We start from the raw sequence: 589 nt of genomic DNA, 5'->3' as shown, positions 1-589 counted from the left end.
CTGCAAGAGATCATCACGCTGCCCAATCGCGAGAAGCAACTCTACTTCGATCAGGCAGAGGCCTGCGACAAACGGCTGCGAGGCCCGCGCCGCAGCTCCGATCTCGGAGGCGACTTCCACATGGCCGATCGACCTCCTCGGCCCCTTCGGCCAAGGCAACCCCAGGCCGCTGATGTGCGCCAGTGGCGCCAAGCTGGCGATGCCGCCGAAAAGGATTGGCGTCAAGGTCGCCCGCCCCGGCGCGATCGCGGAGGAAAGCCCCGCCTCCACCGACCTCGCCCCGCAGGAAGGTTGACCGGGGCCCGGCAGGCTCGAATCAGGCCACCGTCTGGTCGTCCTCGGGGAGCTCGGTGTCCTTCGTCTCCGGGGCGATCGCCAGGAGGGCGATGCCGACGAGGAAGACGAGGCTGACGACGGCGACGGCGGGTCGGACGCCGATGGTCGCGAGGCGCTGCGACTGGTAGTAAGGTTCGCAAGGACCGCCAACATCGGGGCCTTCGTCCCAGTCGATTCCCAGCCAGCGGAAACCATCCAGGATCGGCCTGAATCGGGTCTGTCGGTATCCAATCGCTGGACGCCTCCTTCCCGC

Annotated in this window: 1 protein-coding gene; it reads right to left on the bottom strand. The window is 67.4% G+C overall.

Translation table 11 applies throughout. The annotated features are described in order from the left end of the window. Nucleotides 1-316 precede the first annotated feature (316 nt). Nucleotides 317-589, bottom strand: a 273-nt coding sequence (locus AB1L30_RS00555; RefSeq protein ID WP_367011404.1) for a hypothetical protein, incomplete at its 5' end; no start/stop codon positions are given.

The sequence above is a fragment of the Bremerella sp. JC817 genome (genome assembly GCF_040718835.1).
GTDB lineage: Bacteria > Planctomycetota > Planctomycetia > Pirellulales > Pirellulaceae > Bremerella.
Note: the sequence above shows the minus strand (reverse complement) of the source record. Positions and strands in the feature narration are given on the sequence as shown.